Raw genomic sequence first — 15,862 nt, 5'->3', positions numbered from 1 at the left:
CGGCCAGTTCGCGCCGCTGCTGGGAATCGGCTCCGCCGGTGATCCCGTCGCCGCGACCGACCGCAAGCGCGCGGTGCTCGAGGTCAGCTACTTCTCCGGACTGGGTGCGCTGATCGTCTTCGTGGGCGGAGTTGTGCTGGCGCGCACGGCCGTGCGGCTGGCGCGTGACGTCCAGCCCGTCGCGCCGGTGGCCGCCGCCGCGCCGGGCGTCGAACCGTACCGCGAATCGACGTACGAGTCGGCCGAGGTGTCCTCGGGCGCACTGACCAAGCCGCGCACGGCTGCCGACCCGGAGCCCAAGCGCGGGTGGCGTCGCCAGCGCTCGGGCGCGGCGGCGGGTGCCAACGCCGCGTACCTGCGCTGGCCGCATCCTTCGCAGTAACGCGCTCACACAAAGACCGATCGCCGGCCCGAAGCCGGGCTGGCGATCGGTCTTTGCTGCCTTTACAGCAGTCCGAGCAACTGCAGGTCGGTGATGTACTTGACGATGATCGGCGCCGAGACATGCGGGATGTCTTTGTCGGGGCCGACTTTCGCCTCTTGCACCGCGGCGCGGAAGCGGTCGGTCGGTGCCATCGAACCGTTGATCGGCACTGAAGGCTTCTGGTAGTTGTGCAGCAGCGGTAGCAGCGAGTACTGGCGTTGCCGCTCCGGCAGGCCCCGCATCGTCTGCTCGAACCGCCGCAGCCATTCGCCGTAGTCGGCGATGCGCTGGATCCCATAGCCGGCCTCGATCAGCCAGTCGACGTACTCGTCGAGGCCGATGCCGTCGTCGTAGGGGTTCATCACGTGGTACGTCTGGAACCCGTCGCCTCGAGAGACGTCGTCCAGCACCTGCGTGCCCAGCGTGGAGATCGCCGCGGCGATGAACTCCACCGGCAGGCCGTCGTAGTGCGAACGCTGGCGGTTGCCCTCGGCGTCCAGTTCGTAGAACGAACCGGGCGCGACACCGGTGGCGACCAGGCTCAGCATCAGCCGGGTGAACATGTCCGGCAGGTTGAGCTGGCCGGCGTAGGTGGTGTCGGCCAGGATCATGTCGCAGCGGAACACCGCCACCGGCAGGCCACACAGGTCGTGCGCCTCGCGCAGCAGCACCTCGCCGGCCCACTTGCTGGTGCCGTAGCCGTTGGCGTAGTTGTCGTTGATCGCGCGGGTCGCGCTGATCTGCCGGATGTCGGCGTCCTCGACGAACTGGCCGGGCTTGATCTGGTCGCCGACGCCGATCGTGGACACATACGTGTACGGCTTCAGCTTGGTGGTGAGCGCGATCCGGATCAGTTCGGCGGTGCCCAGCGCGTTGGGGCCGAACAGCTCGCTGTACGGCAGCACGTGGTTGACCAGTGCGGCCGGGTCGACGATCAGGTCGACCGTGTCGGCCAGCCGCTGCCAGGTGTGCGGGTCCAGGCCGAGGCTGGCCTCGCCCTTGTCGCCGGCGATGACCTCCAGGTGGTCGGCGGCAAGCTCCCGGTAGTGCGCCAGCAGCTTGGAGTCGCCGCTGTCGAAGGTCTTGTCCAGCCGGCCGCGGGCCTCCGCGTCGGACTTGGCGCGGACCAATGCAATCACCTTGCCGTCGACCATGTCCATGCGCTCGAGCCATTCCAGCGCCAGGTAGCGACCCAGGAAGCCGGTCGCGCCGGTTAGCAGCACCGTCCGCACCTCGCTGGTGGGCTTGGGCAGGCTGGGAGCGGCGGCCAGCGTCTCGGCCTCGAGGAACTTGTCCAGTGTCAGGTCACCGGCGTGCACCTCGGTCGCGTCACGGCCGTGCACGGCGGCGAAGGTGGGCCGCTTGGTGCCCTGGCGCTCGCCCTCGATGTAGTTGGCGATGGCCTGCAGGTCGCTGGCCGGGCTGACGATGACGCCGACGGGGACGTCGATGTCGAAGATCTCGCGCAGCAGGTTCCCGAACGTCAACGCCGACAACGAGTCTCCGCCCAGGTCGGTGAAGTGCGCGTCGGGCGTCAGCTCGCTGCTCGCCGTGCCCAGCATGGCCGCGGCGGCCCGGCTCACGGTCTGCAGCACGGGCGCGTTCGCGCCGTTGCGCCGCAGTTCGGCCAGCTCGTTGGCCTGTCCCTGGGCCAGCTCGGCGTAGAGCTGCTCGAGCCGCTCGCCGTAGTGCTGCTTCAGCTTCGGCCACGCCAGCTTGCGGATCCCGGTCAACAGACCGTTCTCCAGGCTGAACGGCGTGGACTCGATGATGAAGTCGCGCGGCACCTCGTAGGACTGCAGGGCGGCCTGGCGCGCGACGTGCTGCAGCGAGTCGGCGATCTTGGGCTTGAGGCTCTCCTCGTCGCCCGAGGCCAGCGCCTCCTCCGTTGGGACCACGACTGCCAGCAGGTAGGGCTGGGAGCTGTTCCCGTAGACGTAGATCTGGCGCACCAACGGGCTGTTGCCGAACTCGGCCTCCAGCTTGGCCAGGGTCACGAACTCGCCCTGCGCCAGCTTGAGCACGTTGTTGCGGCGGTCGACGTAGACCAGCTTGTCGGGCGCGACCTCGGCGAACACGTCGCCGGTCCGGTAGTAGCCGTCCTCGTCGAACACGTTGGCCGTCGTCTCGGCCCGCTTGTAGTAGCCGGGGAACATGTTCTCGGTCCGCAACAGCAACTCGCCGCGGGGGTACGGCCGGTCGGTACCGAAGTAGCCCAGGTCCGGCACGTCGACGAGCTTGTAGTCGATCACCGGCGGGCGCTGGATCTCGCCGTCGAACAACACCATGCCGGCCTCGGTGGAGCCGTAGCCGTCCATCAGGTGCATCTCGAGCAGCGATTCGACCCAGCTGCGCAGTTCGGGCGAGGTGGGCGCGGAGCCCGTCATCGCGAAGATGTAGCGCCCACCCAACAGGTACTGACGCTGGTCTGCGAGAACTTGCGCCTCGACCGCTGCGCGGTCGCCGCCGTCGGCGAGCCGCCGTTCGACCAGGCGCTGGAATTCGCCGAATAGGGTCTCCCAGATGCGCGGCACGAAGTTCAGCTCGGTCGGCCGCACCAGCTCGAGGTCCTCGAGCAGGGTCGAGAGGTCGCTCTTGGCGGCGAAGTAGGCCGTGCCGCCGTTGCCGAGCGTGCCGTAGAGGATGCCGCGGCCCATGACGTGGCTCATCGGCATGAAGTTCAGGGTGATTGACGCGGCGCTTTCGCCGAACCAGTTCCTGCTGCCCCGGCGCCAGATCTTGGCGACGTTGCTCTGCGGGTACATCGCGCCCTTGGGCGCGCCGGTGCTTCCGGAGGTGTAGACGAGCAGGGCCAGAGGGTCGGATTCCTCGCTGGCCGGGAGCGGCGCGTCCGGCAACGCCTTGCCGCGCTCGAGCACCTCGGCGAGCGTTTCGACCACGACGTCGGTGTCCGCGAGCCGGGTGCGGGCGGTCTCCACCGCCTCCCGCTCGTCGTCGACCTCGGGGTGGTAGTCGAACACCACCAGCTTGGCGGGCCGGTAGCCGCTCAGGATCAGCTCCACGGCGTCGGGCAGCTGGTTGGCGCTCGCCGCGATCACGGTGGGCTCGGTCTCGGTCACGATCGGCTGCAGCGACGTCAGCGACGCGCTGGTCTGCAGCGGGACCGACACCGCACTGATCGTCGCCAGCGCCATGTCGATGGTGGTGTAGTCGACGCTGTTGAAGCCAAGCACGCAGACCCGGTCACCGGTGAGCACCTCGTCGTCGGACCAGGCGCGGCCGAGCGCGGAAACCCGCTCGCCGAGCTCCCGATAGGTCAGCGTCTCGAACCGGGAAAGCAACTCCAGCCTGGTGCGTCCGCTGGCCGGGTCCTTGACGAACTCCACCGCGCGGTGCGCCAGCGCGGGCCGGTCGGCATACCCCTCGAGCACGGTCCGGATCACCTGCGGGAGGCGCAGCCCGGGCCGCTCGAGCGCCGATTCGACCGCCGGGTCGGGGCGGGCGGCGGCGAACTGGGGGTCGTTGGCGGTCAGGTCCTCGATGCGGCGCTCGAGCCGCTCGTCGTGCTTGGTGGTCGACATAGAAATTCCCTCGCAATGAAAGATATTGAGTCTTCTCGCGCCGATGCGCTGACCATTAGAACGTTAGCTAAAGTAACGGTATTCCACCATGGCCGCGCCTCGGCGCAAGTTGTGAGATTGCCCACCCGGGCCGGTCGACCCTCAGGTCTTACAGGGCGGCCAGCAGTCCCGCCAGGACGTCGATGCCCTCGTTCAGCAGCTCGTCGCTGATGGTCAGCGGCGGCAGCAGCCGGATGATGTTGCCGAACATGCCGCACGTCATCACGACGACGCCGGCGGCATGGGCCGCCTTGGACAGCTTCTGAGTCAGCTCCGCGTCGGGCTCGGCGGTACCTGACTTGACCAACTCGATGGCGATCATGGCGCCGCGGCCGCGCACCTCGCCGATCCGGTCGTCGCCGGCCTGCAGGCGCAGCAACGGCTCGGTGATCAGCCGTTCCAGTTGCCGGGCCCGCTCGATCAGCCCGTCACTTTCGATCGTTGAAATGGTGGCCAATGCTGCAGCACAGGCGATCGGGTTGCCACCGAATGTGCCGCCCAACCCGCCGACATGCGACGCGTCCATGATCTGCGCCCGGCCGGTGACCGCCGACAGCGGCAGCCCGTCGGCGATGCCCTTGGCGGTGCAGATCAGGTCGGGTTCGATGCCCTCGTGTTCGCACGCGAACATCGCGCCGGTGCGCGCAAACCCGGTCTGCACCTCGTCGGCGATGAACACCACGTCGTTGTTGCGGCACCAGTCGAGCAGGGCTGGCAGGAATCCCTCGGCCGGCACGATGAAGCCGCCTTCGCCGGCGATCGGTTCGATGATGACCGCGGCGAGGCTGTCGGCGCCGACCTGGCTCTCGATGACGTCGATCGCCCGCGCGGCGGCCTTCTCCCCGTCGGTGGCCAGCTCCTTATCGAGAAGCCCGTCCCGGTACGGGTAGGACACCGGGGCCCGGTAGACCTCCGGCGCGAACGGGCCAAAGCCGCTCTTGTACGGCTTGGACTTGGCGGTCAGCGCCATCGCCAGGTTGGTGCGGCCGTGGTACGCGTGGTTGAACGCCACGACGGCGGGCTTGCGGGTGTACGCGCGGGCGACCTTGACGGCGTTCTCGACGGCTTCCGCACCGGAGTTGAACAGCACCGAGCGCTTCTCGCCGGAGCCCGGCGTGATCCGGTTGAGCTCCTCGGCGACGGCGACGTACTGCTCGTACGGCACGACCATGAAGCAGGTGTGGGTGAATTCGGCGACCTGGGCGCGCACCGCCTCCACCACCCGGGGCGAGGAGTTGCCGACGGTGGTGACCGCGATGCCGGAGGCCAGGTCGATGAGCCGGTTGCCGTCGACGTCCTCGATGATGCCGCCGAACGCCCGCGCCACGAACACCGGCAGCGAGACGTTCACCCCGTGCGACACCGCCGCGGCGCGGCGTTTGGTCAGCTCCAGCGAAGCGGGACCGGGGATTTCGGTGACCAGCTGGCGTGTCTGCTCGAGGCCGGCCACGATCTTCTCCTCACCGCGGCGCGCCTGTCACGTCGCGACTCAAGCCTATCCGGCGCGTCCCCGCCCGGCCTCTCATGTACGGCGGCGCTCGGGGGCGACCTGCGGCAATGGCACACTGGCCGGTACGAGGTGCGCGGCCCGCGGGTCGTCCCGGCCACCGATGGCCTTCAGTGCCACGACGAAGCCACTACGAAGCCACTACGAAAAGACAGGCCCGTTCATGGAAAGTTTGATCCTGTTCCTGCCCTTCCTGCTCATCATGGGCGGGTTCATGTACTTCGCCTCGCGCCGGCAGAAGCGGGCGATGCAGGCCACCATCGACCTGCACGAGTCGTTGCAGCCGGGCGACCGCGTGCACACCACATCCGGGCTCGAGGCCACGGTCGTCGAGATCACGGACGACACCGTCGACCTCGAGATCGCGCCCGGGGTGGTCACGACCTGGATGAAGCTGGCGATCCGCGACCGGATACTGCCCGACGAGGACGACCTCGCCGAGGACGACGACGCCGACGATTTGGAGGAATTCGGCGACAACCGGGCGACCAAGGATTCCTGACGGCGATTGCGGCCCAAACCCACCAGCGGCGCGATCGCGGTGAGGGAGGCACGTAGTCTTTTCTAGGCTCTGTCCGGGGTAAGAAACCGATTCTCGAGGAGATAGAAGGAACGTGGCATCGTCTTCGGCGCCGGTGCACCCTGCCCGCTACCTGTCCGTCTTCCTGTTGCTGCTCGTCGGCGTCTATCTGCTGGTGTTCCTGACCGGCGACAAGCGGGCCGCACCCAAGCTCGGCATCGACCTGCAGGGTGGCACCCGCGTCACGTTGACCGCGCGCACCCCGGACGGCTCACGTCCGAGCCGCGACGCGCTGGCACAGGCGCAGCAGATCATCAGCGCGCGCGTCAACGGGCTGGGCGTCTCCGGTTCGGAGGTCGTGGTCGACGGCGACAACCTGGTGATCACCGTGCCCGGCAACGACGGCAACGAGGCCCGCAACCTGGGGCAGACCGCTCGTCTCTACATCCGCCCGGTGCTGAACTCGATGCCGGCGCAGGAGCTCCAGCCCAAGCCCGCGCCGCAGGCGCCCCCGCCCGGGCAGGCGCCGCCGCCGACGACGATCGTAGCGTCGGCCGGATCCTTGGATGCTTTGTAAGCGTCAAGACGCGCGTGAACGTGCTCGCGGATCTTGTTGGCATCGTTCACGGACTTCAGCACGAAGCTGTTCTCTTGCAGTCCCGGGATGCCGAAGTAAGCCGTTTCGGAGCCGAGAGCGATGACGAGGTTGTCGTAAGTATACGAGCCGCCGCCTGCTGTCGTTACCTTCTTGTCGTTTGGTTTGATCTCCTTGACCGTATCGATGATCAAGTTGATGCCTTGGTTCTTCAACAGCTTGGCGAGCGGCAGCGCGACCGCCGGTTCGCTGATCGTGCCTGCAGCCAGACGGTGCAGTTCGGTGATGATCTGGTGCGTCGGATAACGGTTGATGACCGTGATCGCCGCTTCGTGGACGCTCAAGTGCTGACGAGCCGTCAGCGCGCTCAGCAATCCGCCGTAACCGCCGCCCAGAATCAAGATTTGTTTAGCCATGGTCCATCCTCCGTTCGTGAGTCCGTGGTTTGGGGATTAGCGTTGCTGCTGGCGCTCCGCCAGTACGTTCAGGAAGGCTTGCGTATAGCGCAGTGTCTTCTGCACTTGCGGATCCTTCAGCATCTTGAGCAGGCCGAACAGGCCGACCGTCTGCGTGTCAGCCTCTGCGCGATCGCCGGCTTCGACAGCCGCGGAAGCAAGTCCCTTGGCTTTGTCGACGACGGGAGTGAAGAATTCGACGATGCCCGCCTTCGTGTCGTTGATGAATACCTGATCCTTCGCGAGGCCGGATGCAAAGTCGTACGCTGCGGTCAGCGTCGTCACCATCTCGGTCAGCTTGGGGAGATTGTCCACCAGCGTAGTGAGCGATTGTTGAATCTCCGGCTTCATCAGTTGATCCAGCACATCCTGGGCCTTTTGCGCGTCGACGGCTTGCTCGGCGCCTTGCGTTTGCGGTGTGGTAGTCATGAGACAAAGTCCTCCTTTACAGTAAGATCATGCGGTCTCTTGCGATTCTCCGTCTCGACGGACGAAGGGGCACGGGGAGGCGGACGGCATTTGTACCATTTTTCACATAAAAAGGCGTGCCGCTTTTCCTTTTGCTTCTTCGAAAAATCGAGCCGGAAGGTCGAAATGAACCCTTGTCCACTATTTTACACCCGAATGCGTCGCAAAAGTAAAAAAATTAAAACGGTAAATTGTGTCTATTTTGTGTCGGCAGGTGTCGATTCTGCGGACTTCGCCGAAGAAGCGGAAACATAGGCGGCACGACTCGATGCGAGACCGAACACGAGCGTCAGCGCTACGACGCCCAGCATGACGCCCAGCGGCGCCTGCCAGCCGCCCGAACGGTCGTGAACGAAGCCGATGAATGCGGGTCCGATCGCCGCCACCAGATAGCCTACCGACTGTGCCATGCCCGACAGCTCGGTCGCCTCTGCGGCAGTGCGCGTACGCAGCGAAAAGAGCACAAGACACAGGCTGAAGCTCGCTCCGGCGCCGATCCCGATCAGAATGACCCATAGGACCGCAAGCGGCCCCACGCCATGATCGAAGAATAGTCCTGCGTACCCGATCAGCAGCATCCCCCCTACGACCAGCATAATACCGCGCTGGCTGGGGCGGCGTGCCGCCAGCACCGGCGCCAAGAAGTTGGCCGGCAGGCCGATGACCTGCATCAGCGAGAGCATCCATCCGGCCGTGCCGGCGCTCATCCCGCGATCCTGCAGCAGCTCGGGCAGCCACGTGACGTTAACATAGAAAATGATGGACTGAAACCCCATATAAAACGTGACCTGCCAGGCAAGCGCAGATCCCCATAAGCGCACGGACGGCGTCTTTCGGCCACGATCTTGGCGTTCTCTGCGACCGCGGATGACCTGAGGCAGCCAGACGATCATCGCGATCGCGGCAGCGACTCCCCATATGCCGAGCGCCCCGCGCCAGCCGAAGCCCGGTGCGTCGGCGATCGGAATGCTTACGCCCGAGGCGATGCCTGCGACGAGCGTCAGCGCGACCGAATAGATACCGGTCATGAGCCCCGCGCGGCTCTCAAAATCCCGCTTGATAAGCGCCGGCACGAGCACGTTGCCTACGCCGATCCCGAGGCCGATCAGGCCCGTGCCGACGAACAGCAATGCCGCATAAGGTGCCGCCCGCACGATCACGCCCACCGTGATCAGCGCCAGGCCGGCAAGCAGCAGATTTTCCGCGCCGAAGCGGCGGGACAGCTTTGGCGCCACCGGCGAGATCACGGCAAAGGCGAGCAGGCCGAGCGTCGTCAGCATCCCCGCGCCTGCGCCCGAGAGGGCCAGGTCGTCCTTGATCCGTCCCACGACCGGACCGACCGCCGTGAGCGCGCCGAGAAGGTTGGCCGCGATCAGCACGATGCCGACGGCCAGCCAGATTAGGCGACCGCGTTTAGCCTTCTCGGCGCGCTCATGCTGCTCGGCGAGCTCCAACGCAAGCTCGCGCCGAGGCTGCTGCTCGCTCTCTTCCTTCCGTTCTTGCGCGCTCATCGTCGTTTCCTGCTCGCCTTCCTTCCGTTCCTGCGCGCTCAATATGGTTTCCTGCCCGGGTTTCTCCTTATATTCCGCACCTTTATTCATCGCTCTTCATCCCCCAGCTTCTCCTTCAGCATGCGCCGTTCTTGCTCCCGGAATGCCATCCGACCACCTTCAACATTTCCCTGACCAATCCCCGAATTGTAACACACAATGACAAGTCCGTCACGATAGCGGTCAGGCCGCTGGTCGAATACGCGCTGCGAAGCGGCGATCTCACGAGCGGGTTCCGCCAGACGGCGTCGCTCGCGGACGGGATCAAGGCGCATCAGCAGGTGCAGGAAGCCTATGGGGACCAGGATTGCAAGGAAGTGCAGCTGAAAGCTGAGATTCCTTGCGGGGACCTGCTTTTTGCGATCGAAGGAAGATGCGACGGCTTGCTTGTGGGCGAGGGCGGTCATGTGACCATCGAGGAGATCAAGTCTACGAGCGGAAGCTTGCCCCTCGTCGAGGCGGAGACGCCGGAGGTTCATTGGGCGCAGGCTTATTGCTATGCCTACATGTATGCGAAGGCCGAGGGGATCGGCCGCATCCAGGTAAGGATGACCTATGTGAAAACGGGAGGGGATGCGCCGGCCCGCACCTCCTTCGAACGGACGGCAGACTACGAGGAGCTTGAGCGCCGAATCGCGGAATACGTGGCGGCCTATGCGCCCTTCGCGGAGCTTCAGCTTCGGCACCGCGCCGCCCGTGACGACAGTATCGCGAGACTGGCTTTTCCCTACCCTTCGTATCGGGCGGGCCAGCGCAAGCTGGCGGGCGCCGTCTACCGCAGTATTGAGGCGGGGCATCAGTTGTTCGCCAGGGCGCCTACAGGCATCGGCAAGACCATGTCGACGTTGTATCCAACCGTGAAGTCGATCGGCGAGGGGAGACTTGAGCGCCTTTTCTATCTGACTGCCCGGACTACGACGCGCGCGTCCGCCGAGGACGCGTTCAGGCGGCTTGAGGAAGGCGGCTTGCGGATGCACGCGGTGACGATCACCGCGAAGGAAAAGCTGTGCGCCGCAGCCGCGGGACAAGACGGCGCCGCGGGCTGCCCGGGCGGTGTATGCATGTACGCGGAGGGCTTCTTTGACCGGATCAACGGCGCGATCCTCGATCTGCTGTCGAACGAGACGTTGATGGGCAGGGAAGAGCTGCTCCGCTATGCGGCCAAGCATCGCGTCTGTCCGTTCGAAATGGCGCTGGAGGCTGCTTACGTAGCGGACGCGGTGATCTGCGACTATAACTATATTTTCGATCCGCGCATATCCCTTAAGCGAACCGCCGCCGAATGGAAGTCAGCCTGCGCGCTGCTCGTCGACGAAGCGCACAACCTGCCCGATCGCGCCCGCGAGATGTATTCCGCAGAGCTTGTGAAGCGCGACTTTTTGAACGTCGTCCGCGCCTTCAAGGGCAGGGACGACGCGGTGCGAGCCGCGGCCAAAGCCGTTGACGCGGCGCTGCTGGCCATTCGCAAGCGGGATGAGGGACAAGGCGTCTATCTTCTGCTGCGGGAAGGGGTGCCCGAGGCGCTGAACGAAGCCGTCACGGCGTTCGCGGCGGCTGCGGAGAGCGCGCTGGCCGGGCGGGAGCGGGGGGCTTCCGGCGTGGAAGGCACCCATTTCGCAGGAAGTACGCTCCTTGCCGGAGGCGCGCGCTCTACAAGATCGCCCGCCTCCGCCGAAGACGCTGCCACCGATGCGGAGGAAGCGCGGGTCGCGGACGACGATCCGTATGCGATGCTGCTCGAGGCGTATTTCGCGTCGGTTCAGTGGCTGCGCATCGGCAAGCTCTACGACGAGGAGCGCCACGTCGTGTACGCCGAACGGCAGCGCGCGGACGTACGGATCAAGGTGTTTTGCATGGATCCTTCCCGGCTGCTTCGGCAGATGCGCAAAGGATACCGATCGCAGATCTGCTTTTCCGCGACGCTTTTTCCGCTCGGCTATTATATGGATCTGATCGGCGCCGAAGAGACGGACTATTCGGTATCGGTCTCCTCGCCGTTCCGTGCCGAGCAATGGGAGACGGAGATCGTCCCGCTGTCGACCCGGTACGCCGACCGGGAATCGAGCCGCGGACGGATCGCGGCGAAGTTGCTGGAGATTGCCTCCGGCAGGCCCGGCCGTTATCTGTTCTTTTTCCCGTCCTACGCGTATATGAACGCTGTGTACGAGACGTTTATGGAGCAGGGCGGGAACGCCCTGCGCACAATGGCGCAACGGCCTGAGATGACCGAGGAAGAGCGCAGCGCCTATCTCGCCGCCTTCGAAGCGGACGGCGCGGAGGCGCTGACCGGCTTTGCGGTGCTGGGCGGCGTCTTCTCGGAGGGCATCGACCTGGCGGGGGACAGGCTGCAAGGCGTCGCGATCGTCGGCGTAGGCATGCCGCAGCCGAGCTTCGAGCGGGATCTGATGCGGGCGCACTACGATGCCGCCGGTCTGCCCGGGTTCGATTATGCGTACGTCTACCCGGGCATGAACAAGGTCCTCCAAGCGGGCGGGCGGCTGATCCGGACCGAGACGGACAGCGGCGTACTAGTGCTCGTAGACGATCGCTATACGCGGGCGCCGTACAAGCGGCTGCTCCCCGAGGAATGGGGCGCGGAGTACGATCGAAGCCGGTAACGGAAACGATCCGCAGCTAGGCGCTCGCCCGTCCGCGGATCGCGATTCGTTTCGTTAGAGATTGATGTGGCCGGCCTTCTCGGGCCCCTTTTCCCCATGATGGAAGACGTCCAGTCCGCCGTCCTCGCCCTCAAGCACGACATACGGACAGCAATCGTACAAAATCAGTCCGCGCAGGGTTCCCTTGACCGCGTAGGATTCGTGGTAGCCCTTTTTCAGATCGCCGAAGTCGTTGGCTGTGTAGACGTGCACGGTGTCGCCCACTTGTTCAGCGTAGTTGTGATTCGTCCGATTTGCGGCCTTTTTCATCGGCTTGAAGGAGATATGACCGCTCATGTACTCCTCGGTCGTGTTGTTTTCTTTGCCTTTGGCGAATTCGGGCCACAGGTCGCTGAAAACGGTCAGGCCGGCCTTGTCGTTATAGACGAGGATCAGCGGGATGGTCGCCGGGCCGTAAGGGACCGTAAACAGATCGATCAGCTTGCCGTCGTGGTACTTACCGTTTGTTTGGAACAGCTGTTTTTCATTGTCGTGCACAAAAACGCGGTTGCCGACCTGCAAGGCGACAAAACCCTTCTCGCTATCGGTCTTCACGACCGCGTCCGCCGCTCGGGCCGCGCCGGGCGCAATCAGCGCCACGGCCAGTGCCGCGGCTGCGGACAGCCGCAGCACGTTTTTTTTCATCATCATGGTTCCTCGCTCCTCCGTATCATCTGTCTCGAAGCCCTCGGGCGGGCTGGACTATGGCATATTATGGCACGGGGCCGTAGTGACTTGTAAGTTACCGGGGTCATGTCATCTGTCATGCGGCAGGTATGATGCGAAGGGCATGACTAGCGGCGGCGGACCGCGCACCGCGGGCGAGGAAGGGCGCCGGATCGGCGGGGGGCCGAGCCAAACGCTGCCAAATCAAGTATAATGTTCGTAACACTACTAACGAGATACGGAGCTGACAGCGTTGAGCAAGCCGACATCGACACCGGAGAGTCAAGCGGCTCCCGCAGAATTGAAGCAATGCGTGAGCTGCTTCGCGCTCAAGCCGCTATCGGAGTTCCGCCGCAGGTCCGGGCGGCGAGCGGGAGCGAATGCGCGCAGGGGCATCTGCAGGCAGTGCAGGGCCGCGGCGCAGCCGCCCGCGGAATCCGGCGAGTCGCGCGGCGTAGAGACGATCGGCGCTAGGCCTGACGCGGCGGTGCCGCCCGGCGGGTTCGCGGAGGGCGCCGCGCCGGGCGGCAAGCGCGGCCGCCGCAGGCGCGGTCTGCCCGCTGCGGCTCCCGAGGCGGCGCTGGACGAGGCGGCTGCCCCGCGGCGCTGCCAACCTCATCCTTGCATGACTATATCCGCATGTAAACGGGCAATACTAAAAATTATGCTGCCAGCTTGCCGGCGGATGGACATGGGGACCCATGACGCGAGTAGAGAGGATGAGGTTTATGGCACTGGGCACCGTTTTGATGCTCGTTCAAGTATTTTTTGCTGTCGTAATCGGGATTTACTTTTGGAACCTGCTCCGCAATCAAAAAACGAACAAGACGGCGGTCGACCGGGAGTCGCGCAAGGAAATGGACAAGCTGCGCAAGCTGAGATCCATCTCGCTCACGAAGCCGCTCTCCGAGAAGACGCGTCCGGTCTCGTTGAACGATATCGTAGGCCAACGCGAGGGATTGCGGGCGCTCAAGGCCGCTTTGTGCAGCGGCAATCCGCAGCACGTGATCGTATACGGTCCTCCGGGCGTCGGCAAGACGGCCGCCGCGCGCGTCGTGCTCGAGGAGGCCAAGAAAAACCCTTCGTCGCCCTTCCGCCTCGAGGCGAAGTTCACGGAGATCGACGCGACGACCGCTCGCTTCGACGAGCGCGGCATCGCGGATCCCCTGATCGGCTCCGTCCACGACCCGATCTATCAAGGGGCGGGCGCCATGGGCGTCGCCGGGATCCCGCAGCCGAAGCCGGGCGCGGTGACGAAGGCGCATGGCGGCATCCTGTTCATCGACGAGATCGGCGAGCTCCACCCGATTCAGATCAACAAGCTGCTCAAGGTGCTGGAGGACCGCAAGGTTTTCCTCGAGAGCGCCTATTATCATGCGGAAGATCCGAATATTCCGCTCTATATCCATGACATCTTCCAGAACGGGCTGCCCGCCGACTTCAGGCTCGTAGGCGCGACGACGCGCTCGCCGAGCGAGCTGCCGCCCGCTCTGCGAAGCCGCTGCATGGAGATCTACTTCAGGCCGCTCACTCCGGCGGAGATCGGCGACATTGCGAACAACGCGATCGCGAAACTCGGCCTGCCGAGCGATCCCGACGCCGTGGAGGTCATCAAGCAATATGCGACGAACGGACGCGAAGCGGTGAACATGATTCAGCTGGTCTCGGCGCTCGCGCTCTCCGAGAATCGCCAGCGTATCGCAGCTTCCGATCTGGAATGGGTCGTCAACAGCAGCCAGCTGCCTCCGCGGCCGGACCGCAAGGTTCCGGATAAGCCGCAGGTCGGCCTCGTCAATGGCCTCGCCGTGTTCGGTCCGAGCATGGGCGCGCTGCTGGAGATCGAAGTGACCGCCATACGTGCGATTCCCGGCAAGGGCGTGTACACGATCACGGGCGTCGTCGAGGAAGAAGAGATCGGCGGAGGACAGCGCACGCTGCGCCGCAAGAGCATGGCCAAGGGGTCAGTCGAAAACGTGCTGACCGTGCTTCGCACCTTCGGCTTGCGCCCGGAAAACTACGATCTGCATATCAACTTCCCGGGCGGCACTCCGGTCGACGGACCGTCGGCGGGCATCGGCATGGCGGTAGCCATCGCGTCCGCCATTACGGACCAGCCCGTAGACAACAAGCTCGCACTGACCGGCGAGATCAGCATTCACGGTCGCGTCAAGCCGGTCGGGGGCGTGCTTGCCAAGGTCGAGGCCGCCTTCCAGTCCGGAGCGGATACCGTATTGATCCCGAAGGAAAATTGGCAAGTGATCTTCGAAGGGCTTCAAGGCGTCAAAGTCATCCCCGTCGAGACGGTGGAAGAAGTGTTCGTCCGCGTATTCGGCCAGGCTCCGCTCCGGCTGGCGGGCGAAGAGGAGGCTTCCGACCGGCCGCTGCCTACGGACGCCTACGCTGCCGCTTCTCCGCTGTCCATCCTCCACGCCGGCTCCCCGGCGTCGCCGGGAACGTCCGAGGGCGCTCGTCCCCCGCTTCATGGGGACGGAAGGCCGGCGCCCGGAGCGGGCGTATAAATCCGACTGCCGGTAGGAGCGCCGTCCTTCGGGGCGGCGCTCTTTTGCGGCGCGCAAGTTCTTTTGATACAATGACTGAAGGGTTCGCCGCGGATTGCGGGCAATCCTAACCATACCGGGCTATGCCGTCATCGGCTAGGCTTGAGGAGGTGCCGTCCTTATGGCTTCGAACAAGACGAAGAGCCGTTCACTGCCGTTGTTGCCTCTCCGCGGGCTGCTCGTCTACCCCAGCATGGTGCTGCATCTGGACGTAGGCCGCGAGAAGTCGATCAAGGCGCTTGAACAATGCATGATAGACGATCATATGATCCTGCTCTGTTCGCAATCCGAGATCAACATCGAAGAACCGACGCAGGATGATATTTACCGCGTGGGCACGATCGCGAAGGTCAGGCAGATGCTGAAGCTGCCGAACGGCACGATTCGCGTACTGGTCGAAGGCGTCGTCCGCGCCGAGATCGAACAATATTTGCCCAACGACGGCTTCTACGAGGTCGTCGCCCGGGAACTCCCGGAGCCGGATTCGAACGATTCCGAACTGGATGCGCTCATGCGCGCGGTGCTCAGCCAGTTCGAGCATTATATCAATCTGTCCAAGAAGGTCACGCCGGAGACGCTCGCCGCCGTATCCGATATCGACGAGCCCGGCCGCCTGGCCGACGTGATCACGAGCCACCTGTCGCTCAAGATTAAGGACAAGCAGGAGATTCTGGAGACGGTCGAGGTGCGCAGCCGGCTCGAGAAGCTTCTCGACTTCCTGAACAACGAGCGCGAGGTGCTCGAGCTTGAGCGCAAGATCAGCCAACGCGTCAAGAAGCAGATGGAGAAGACGCAAAAGGAATATTATCTGCGCGAGCAGATGAAGGCGATCCAAAAGGAGCTCGGCGAGAAGGAAGGCCGCGCCGGCGAAGTCGAGGAGC

At 64.7% G+C, this 15,862-nt stretch carries 10 protein-coding genes and 2 pseudogenes; 6 read left to right on the top strand and 6 right to left on the bottom strand.

Going from position 1 to position 15,862, the window contains the following annotated elements; genetic code table 11:
• Positions 1 to 382, top strand: a pseudogene (locus A9X05_RS04560) (hypothetical protein); the annotation flags it as partial.
• Between the two features lie 62 nt (positions 383 to 444).
• On the opposite strand, the gene car reads toward A9X05_RS04560, so the two are convergent.
• A complete protein-coding gene (gene car, locus A9X05_RS04555; RefSeq protein WP_067779536.1) occupies positions 445 to 3,966 on the bottom strand; it encodes a carboxylic acid reductase in 3,522 nt (1,173 codons plus the stop codon).
• Positions 3,967 to 4,114: 148 nt separating this feature from the next.
• Entirely contained in the window at positions 4,115 to 5,455 is a 1,341-nt protein-coding gene (gene gabT / locus A9X05_RS04550; protein WP_067779534.1) for a 4-aminobutyrate--2-oxoglutarate transaminase, read from the bottom strand.
• Between the two features lie 220 nt (positions 5,456 to 5,675).
• Here gabT and yajC point away from each other — a divergent pair, with 220 nt between their 5' ends.
• Both yajC and A9X05_RS04540 read left to right on the top strand, forming a co-directional pair.
• On the top strand, positions 5,676 to 6,014 hold the full coding sequence (gene yajC, locus A9X05_RS04545; protein WP_067268848.1) for a preprotein translocase subunit YajC: 339 nt from the start codon (positions 5,676 to 5,678) through the stop codon (positions 6,012 to 6,014).
• 112 nt (positions 6,015 to 6,126) lie between these two features.
• A pseudogene (locus A9X05_RS04540) lies at positions 6,127 to 6,567 on the top strand (protein translocase subunit SecD); the annotation flags it as partial.
• Here A9X05_RS04540 and A9X05_RS29365 read toward each other — a convergent pair.
• From A9X05_RS29365 to A9X05_RS04530, 3 genes are all read right to left on the bottom strand, one after another.
• Entirely contained in the window at positions 6,474 to 7,043 is a 570-nt protein-coding gene (locus tag A9X05_RS29365; protein ID WP_082970890.1) for an NAD(P)/FAD-dependent oxidoreductase, read from the bottom strand. The pseudogene A9X05_RS04540 and the gene A9X05_RS29365 overlap by 94 nt on opposite strands.
• A 36-nt stretch (positions 7,044 to 7,079) precedes the next feature.
• Entirely contained in the window at positions 7,080 to 7,511 is a 432-nt protein-coding gene (locus A9X05_RS04535) for a DUF1641 domain-containing protein (protein WP_067779529.1), read from the bottom strand.
• A 236-nt stretch (positions 7,512 to 7,747) separates the two neighbouring features.
• Positions 7,748 to 9,151: an MFS transporter gene (locus A9X05_RS04530; RefSeq protein ID WP_197498928.1), complete on the bottom strand. Its 1,404-nt coding sequence runs from the start codon at positions 9,149 to 9,151 to the stop codon at positions 7,748 to 7,750.
• A 41-nt stretch (positions 9,152 to 9,192) separates the two neighbouring features.
• On the opposite strand from A9X05_RS04530, the gene A9X05_RS04525 reads away from it, so the two are divergent.
• Positions 9,193 to 11,718, top strand: a complete 2,526-nt coding sequence (locus A9X05_RS04525) for an ATP-dependent DNA helicase (RefSeq protein WP_197498927.1) — start codon at positions 9,193 to 9,195, stop codon at positions 11,716 to 11,718.
• A 54-nt stretch (positions 11,719 to 11,772) separates the two neighbouring features.
• On the opposite strand, the gene A9X05_RS04520 is transcribed toward A9X05_RS04525, so the two are convergent.
• The gene (locus A9X05_RS04520) at positions 11,773 to 12,402 is read right to left on the bottom strand and encodes a hypothetical protein (RefSeq protein WP_156736458.1); all 630 of its coding nucleotides are present in this window, start codon (positions 12,400 to 12,402) and stop codon (positions 11,773 to 11,775) included.
• Positions 12,403 to 13,151: 749 nt separating this feature from the next.
• Between A9X05_RS04520 and lonB the strand changes: the two genes are divergently transcribed.
• Both lonB and A9X05_RS04510 read left to right on the top strand, forming a co-directional pair.
• Positions 13,152 to 14,942: an ATP-dependent protease LonB gene (lonB, locus tag A9X05_RS04515; RefSeq protein ID WP_082970889.1), complete on the top strand. Its 1,791-nt coding sequence runs from the start codon at positions 13,152 to 13,154 to the stop codon at positions 14,940 to 14,942.
• A 160-nt stretch (positions 14,943 to 15,102) separates the two neighbouring features.
• Positions 15,103 to 15,862: LON peptidase substrate-binding domain-containing protein (locus A9X05_RS04510; RefSeq protein WP_197498926.1), on the top strand; the 760-nt coding region annotated here is incomplete at its 3' end.

Source organism: Mycobacterium sp. E3298, assembly GCF_001666895.1.
Classification (GTDB): Bacteria; Actinomycetota; Actinomycetes; order Mycobacteriales; family Mycobacteriaceae; genus Mycobacterium.
The sequence above is the reverse complement of the archived record's forward strand: the minus strand, read 5'-3'. Positions and strand labels throughout refer to the sequence as shown.

Excerpts from the sequence above, each read along its gene's own strand:
- A9X05_RS04530 (WP_197498928.1), bottom strand. The coding sequence starts at position 9,151 with ATGAATAAAGGTGCGGAATATAAGGAGAAACCCGGGCAGGAAACCATA.
- A9X05_RS04520 (WP_156736458.1), bottom strand. The coding sequence starts at position 12,402 with ATGAAAAAAAACGTGCTGCGGCTGTCCGCAGCCGCGGCACTGGCCGTG.
- A9X05_RS29365 (WP_082970890.1), bottom strand. The coding sequence starts at position 7,043 with ATGGCTAAACAAATCTTGATTCTGGGCGGCGGTTACGGCGGATTGCTG.
- yajC (WP_067268848.1), top strand. The coding sequence starts at position 5,676 with ATGGAAAGTTTGATCCTGTTCCTGCCCTTCCTGCTCATCATGGGCGGG.
- A9X05_RS04535 (WP_067779529.1), bottom strand. The coding sequence starts at position 7,511 with ATGACTACCACACCGCAAACGCAAGGCGCCGAGCAAGCCGTCGACGCG.
- lonB (WP_082970889.1), top strand. The coding sequence starts at position 13,152 with ATGGCACTGGGCACCGTTTTGATGCTCGTTCAAGTATTTTTTGCTGTC.
- car (WP_067779536.1), bottom strand. The coding sequence starts at position 3,966 with ATGTCGACCACCAAGCACGACGAGCGGCTCGAGCGCCGCATCGAGGAC.